Raw genomic sequence first — 5,443 nt, 5'->3', positions numbered from 1 at the left:
TTCATTTGCAGCTTCTTTGCTGACCTGTTTGTAAAGGGTGCCAATTTCTGCCCGTTCCTCATCAGTAAAGACAGGAATGTTTATACTGCCTGGAATCGTCGCTTCGCTATACTCGGATGGAGAACGGACGTCAATGATTGTATGTGGCTCTCTTTCCACGGCTGAAAATAGGTCTTGTAAACTAATATCTCGAATCAACATTTTCACCTTCTAGTATAAGGTCATTCAACATGGAGCTTTCCTGCATGCTCATCAGTAACTTCCCCGATGATGGTTGCGTTGACGCCTTTATTATTCATTTCGTCAACTAATTGTTCCGCTTCATTTGCCGAAACAGCAATGAGTAGACCACCTGATGTCACAGCATCACACAAAATATAGCGGTCCAATTGATCAAGTTTTTCGGAATAGGTGACCGTGTCAGCTACATGGGCATAGTTGCTTTTCGTGCCACCGGGGATCCTTCCTGCTTCAGCAAGTTCTTTTGTACGGGGAAGGATCGGCACTTGTTCAGAGAAGATCCGGATGCTTGCTCCGCTGGCTTTGGCCATTTCGGTCGCATGTCCTAGCAAGCCGAAGCCGGTAACATCTGTAGCTGCATGAACTTCGAAGGATGCCATCACTTCAGACGCCGTTTTGTTCAAAGTCGTCATAATCGAAGTCACTAGTTCAGTTTCATCAGTCGAAAGTGCACCATGTTTTAAAGAGGTCGTATAAATTCCCACGCCAATGGGCTTCGTTAACACCAGTTTGTCTCCCGCTTTGGCTCCTGCATTGGTGCGGACTTTATCGGTGCGGACGATTCCAGTTACGGCAAGGCCGAATTTAGGCTCCTGATCGTCAATCGAATGTCCACCGACAAGTGTGACGCCAGCTTCTTTCAACTTGTCTCCAGCTCCGCGCAAAATATCGGAAAGGATGCTTTTGTCCAACGTTGATATGGGAAATGCCACGATGTTAAGAGCAGTTATCGGTTTTCCACCCATTGCGTATACATCACTAATTGCATTTGTCGCAGCAATCTGTCCAAAATCATAAGGATTGTCGACAATCGGTGTGAAAAAGTCAAGTGTTTGGACGATCGCAATATCGTCGGTCAATTTATAAACACCGGCATCGTCACTCGTATCAAGTCCGACGAGAAGATTAGGATCGAAGGCGGCTGGGGGGAGGGATTGAAGAACCTGCGAGAGATCGGCGGGTCCGATTTTACAGCCGCATCCCCCTTTTGTTGTAAGTGAAGTCAATTTTACAGAATTAGTTGTATCCATCTGTTTTTCCTCCCTTCAAGATTAGTTATAAAATAGTGTAGCACATTGGACACAATCGTATAGTGTGCTATGTTTCGAAAAAATGTCTTACTAATTCCAACCCATCGGAAAGGATTTGAAATACTAGTAATGGTACATTTGTATAAAGATAAATGAGGAGGTTAAGAGATGAATATTTTTCCGATGATTATCAATGGCAAAGAAGTTGGCAAAGATCTTAAGACGATTCATGTCATGAATCCCGCCACGGGAGAACCCATTGCATCCGTGCCTCATGGAGGGGCAAATGAAGCCATTTTAGCTGTGGATGCCGCATATGAAGCATTTCGGGAATGGTCTGGTCTTTCTGCTTACGAGCGGAGTTCTTTATTGGGGAAATGGCATAAGCTGATTGAAATGCATATGGAAGACTTGGCGCAGACAATGACGGAAGAGCAAGGAAAGCCTTTAGCGGAGGCGAAGGGTGAAATTACTTATGCAAATGGATTCATCTCTTGGTATGCGGAGGAAGCGAAGCGCATTTATGGTGAAACGATACCATCAAGCCATACTAGAAAACGGATTTTCATCCATAAACAACCGGTCGGTGTAACTGCAGTAATCACGCCTTGGAATTTTCCTGCAGCGATGATTACAAGAAAGGTCGGCCCTGCACTTGCCGCAGGATGCACAGTTGTCATCAAACCTGCCGAACAGACGCCGATTACGGCAATCCGATTAGCGCAGCTGGCATTGGAAGCGGGCATTCCTGCCGGTGTCGTGAATGTCGTAACCGGGGAGGCAAGCGTAATCGGTGATGCTTGGCTGCAGGATACCCGTGTCCGCAAGCTGACATTCACCGGTTCCACAGAAGTCGGAAAACTGTTGATGCGCGGTGCGGCAGACACAGTGAAGAAAATCTCACTGGAACTCGGAGGTCATGCACCCGCTATCATCATGGAAGATTGTGATATTGATAAAGCGGTGGATGGCGTCGTAGCCGCCAAGTTCCGAAACGCCGGACAAACATGCGTATGCGCGAATCGTATTTATGTACATGAAAACATTGCAGAGGATTTTACAGCGAAATTAGTTGATCGCGTATCACAATTGAAGGTCGGAAACGGGATGGATGAAGGAGTTGCAATCGGACCGCTTATCGATGAACATGCAGTCCGCAAAGTGCAATCACATGTCGATGATGCGCAATCGAAAGGCGCGAAAATAGCGGTTGGAGGAACAAGAAAGGAAGGCTTGTTTTATGAGCCCACCATCTTGCTTGGTGTGAAGGATGATATGGTTTGCATGAAGGAAGAGACATTCGGTCCCGTTGCGCCCATTACAACGTTTACTTCAGAAGAAGAGGTACTAAGAAGGGCCAATGATTCGATCTATGGACTGGCTGCGTATGTGTTTACCGAAAATATTACAAGAGGCATTCGGATGAGTGAACAATTGGAGTATGGGATCGTCGGATTGAATGATGGACTTCCATCAACTCCTCAAGCGCCATTTGGGGGCTTCAAGCAGAGTGGACTTGGCCGCGAAGGCGGACATCATGGCTTGGATGAATATATAGAAATCAAATACATTTCAGTGGGATTATAACGTAGGAAAAGACATCCAAAATTTACATGGATGTCTTTTTTTGTTATTTAGATAGTGGGTTTATCAAATATAGAATATTTTTCTGTTGAATATATTTGATTAAAAAATTGTTTTCTATCTTGAAAACTATTTAACCGACTAGATAAAAATGGTAGACTGTACATGACATCATAGAAGAAGGGGGAAATGGTTTGGTTTTCAAAAGAACTGCCATGTTTTTTGTGGCTGTTATCATGTCGTTTGCTGCTGTGTTCACAGTTATTCCGGGGCAACCGGACGTTCAAGCTTCAAGTCCATACGAGAGCATGGAAAGAAATATTAATGCGACAATGGCGGATTCCTCGATGAAGTCAATTGTCAGCAGTGTCACTGTACGAAAAGCGTCAACCGGAGAAATAGTTTACGAGGCAAATGCGGATCGTAAAGTGACACCCGCCTCCACATTGAAACTTCTCACATCCGCAGCCGCATTGGAAACACTAGGAGAAGAATACCGATTCACGACAGAAATGCTTACGGATGGTTCAATAGAAAAAGGCGTGTTGAACGGTAATCTTTATTTGCGAGGGCAAGGAGATCCGACACTTATGAAGAAAGATTTGGATCAATTTGCAACGGTACTTGCAAAGTCAGGTGTAAAGAAAATCAATGGCGATCTCGTCGGAGATGACAGCTGGTTTGACGCTATTCGTCTATCACCAGGAATCGATAAAAGTGACGAAACCTTTTACTATGCGGCACAAATATCCGGATTGACATTATCTCCGAATACCGATTATGATGCCGGCACTGTCATCGTCAATGCCCGTCCGACAAAGAAAGGGTATAAAGCTAAAGTGACGATGACGCCTGATACAGGCATTATCACGATCATCAATAAAAGCAACACTGTCCCAAAAGGCCATAAAAACACCTTATCCATCAAGCGCAAGCATGGAACGAATACGATTGTCATTACTGGAAACGCTCCAATCGGCAGTGCTGGGAAAAAGGAATGGGTGACCGTCTCCAATCCGACAGCCTACTCACTTGATGTTTTTAAAAAGTCCCTTGGCTCTAAAGGGATCAAATTCAACAAATCATCGAAAGTGACAAGACGGGAAGCCCCGCAAAATGCGGACATCATCTCGTCCAGACAATCGATGCCTCTGAAGAAATTAATGAGGCCTTTCATGAAGTTAAGTAATAATACACATGCCGAAATATTGGCAAAGACAATGGGAAAACAGCTTTATGGAGATGGAAGTTGGAATGCGGGTTTGCGGGTCATGCGTGAATTTGGACAATCCATAGGTTTACATTCAGCTGCTTGGGATTTTGAAGATGCATCCGGCATGTCACATAAAAACAAAGTGACATCCGCCGAGTTGACTGAATTGCTGTTTCTTGTCCGGCAAGCCCCTTGGTATGGAAGTTTCGTACAAGGTTTACCTGTATCAGGGATGAATGACCGTTTTATTGGCGGAACATTGAAAAACAGATTGACGGGTGCTACTGTAAAAGGAAAAGTCGTTGCAAAAACAGGTAGTCTGAACCATGTCAATGCCTTGGCAGGCTATGTTGAAACAAGAAATGGGGAGACGCTAATATTTAGCGTCCTGACACAAGGGCAGAAGAAGACTGCACTTCCTGCGATTGATCAAATTGCAACGATCATCGCTACAACACCTACAAATTAAAAAACGCAAACGGCGTTATATTGCCGTTTGCGTTTTTGGGATTAAATAAGAAGTTCAAATAATGTGCTATCTTTATTCACTTCAGTGAACGGAAAGCCGTTCTGTTCCATTCGAAGCAATAGTCCGGCATAATCTTCCTTCCTTTTCAATTCAATGCCTACAAGTCCCGGTCCATTTTCTTTATTATGCTTCTTCGTATATTCAAAAGTGGTAATATCATCGTCTGGTCCTAATACAGAGTCTAACAACTGCCGCAAAGCACCTGCCCGTTGAGGGAAATTGATGATGAAATAATAGAGCAGCCCTTCATGTAATAGGGATTTTTCTTTAATTTCCTGCATCCGCCCAATATCATTATTCCCTCCGCTGATAATACAAACAACGGATTTCCCTTTGATCTGGTCTTTATAGAAGTCGAGCGCGGCAATTGGCAAAGCCCCTGCAGGCTCGGCGATGATGGCATGCTCGTTATACAAACTCAAAATTGACGTGCAAACTTTCCCTTCCGGAACACTCATAATATCATCGACATATTTTCGGCAAATCTCATACGTTTGGGCACCTACACATTTAACAGCCGCCCCATCAACAAATTTATCGATAGTATCCAAAGATGTGACAGCACCGTTCCGGATGGCGGCTTTCATGCTACTTGCCCCCTCCGGTTCAACACCGATCATTTTCGTCATTGGGGAAAGGTTTTTAATATATGTGCTAACCCCTGCCATAAGCCCTCCGCCGCCGATGCTTGCAAATACAAAGTCGATCGGCTCTTCGATATCATTCATTATTTCTACAGCAACTGTCCCTTGGCCAGCGATGATATCCTTGTCATCAAAAGGATGGATGAATATCCGATCTTCCTGTTCTGAACAATTCATTGCATATGCGGAAGAATCATCAAAT

General features: G+C 44.4%; 5 protein-coding genes. 2 read left to right on the top strand and 3 right to left on the bottom strand.

Features of this window, described 5'->3' with window-relative positions; translation table 11 throughout:
- Both AWV70_RS24995 and selD read right to left on the bottom strand, forming a co-directional pair.
- A partial coding sequence (locus AWV70_RS24995) for a rhodanese-like domain-containing protein (RefSeq protein ID WP_268777903.1) occupies nucleotides 1–198 on the bottom strand: 198 nt, incomplete at its 3' end.
- Between the two features lie 23 nt (nucleotides 199–221).
- Entirely contained in the window at nucleotides 222–1,271 is a 1,050-nt protein-coding gene (gene selD / locus AWV70_RS21190) for a selenide, water dikinase SelD (RefSeq protein ID WP_060210466.1), read from the bottom strand.
- A gap of 168 nt (nucleotides 1,272–1,439) precedes the next feature.
- Here selD and AWV70_RS21185 point away from each other — a divergent pair, with 168 nt between their 5' ends.
- Together AWV70_RS21185 and dacB are read left to right on the top strand one after the other, a co-directional pair.
- Nucleotides 1,440–2,858: an NAD-dependent succinate-semialdehyde dehydrogenase gene (locus AWV70_RS21185; protein WP_060210465.1), complete on the top strand. Its 1,419-nt coding sequence runs from the start codon at nucleotides 1,440–1,442 to the stop codon at nucleotides 2,856–2,858.
- A 191-nt stretch (nucleotides 2,859–3,049) separates the two neighbouring features.
- Nucleotides 3,050–4,537, top strand: a complete 1,488-nt coding sequence (dacB, locus tag AWV70_RS21180; protein WP_235588802.1) for a D-alanyl-D-alanine carboxypeptidase/D-alanyl-D-alanine endopeptidase — start codon at nucleotides 3,050–3,052, stop codon at nucleotides 4,535–4,537.
- Between the two features lie 41 nt (nucleotides 4,538–4,578).
- Here dacB and ilvA read toward each other — a convergent pair.
- Nucleotides 4,579–5,443: threonine ammonia-lyase IlvA (ilvA, locus tag AWV70_RS21175; protein WP_235588801.1), on the bottom strand; the 865-nt coding region annotated here is incomplete at its 5' end.

This window comes from Sporosarcina koreensis (assembly GCF_001531445.1).
GTDB lineage: Bacteria > Bacillota > Bacilli > Bacillales_A > Planococcaceae > Sporosarcina > Sporosarcina koreensis_C.
This window is presented reverse-complemented; position numbering and strand designations above follow the sequence as displayed.

Coding starts and splice junctions, on each gene's coding strand:
- selD (WP_060210466.1), bottom strand. CDS start 1,271: ATGGATACAACTAATTCTGTAAAATTGACTTCACTTACAACAAAAGGG.
- AWV70_RS21185 (WP_060210465.1), top strand. CDS start 1,440: ATGAATATTTTTCCGATGATTATCAATGGCAAAGAAGTTGGCAAAGAT.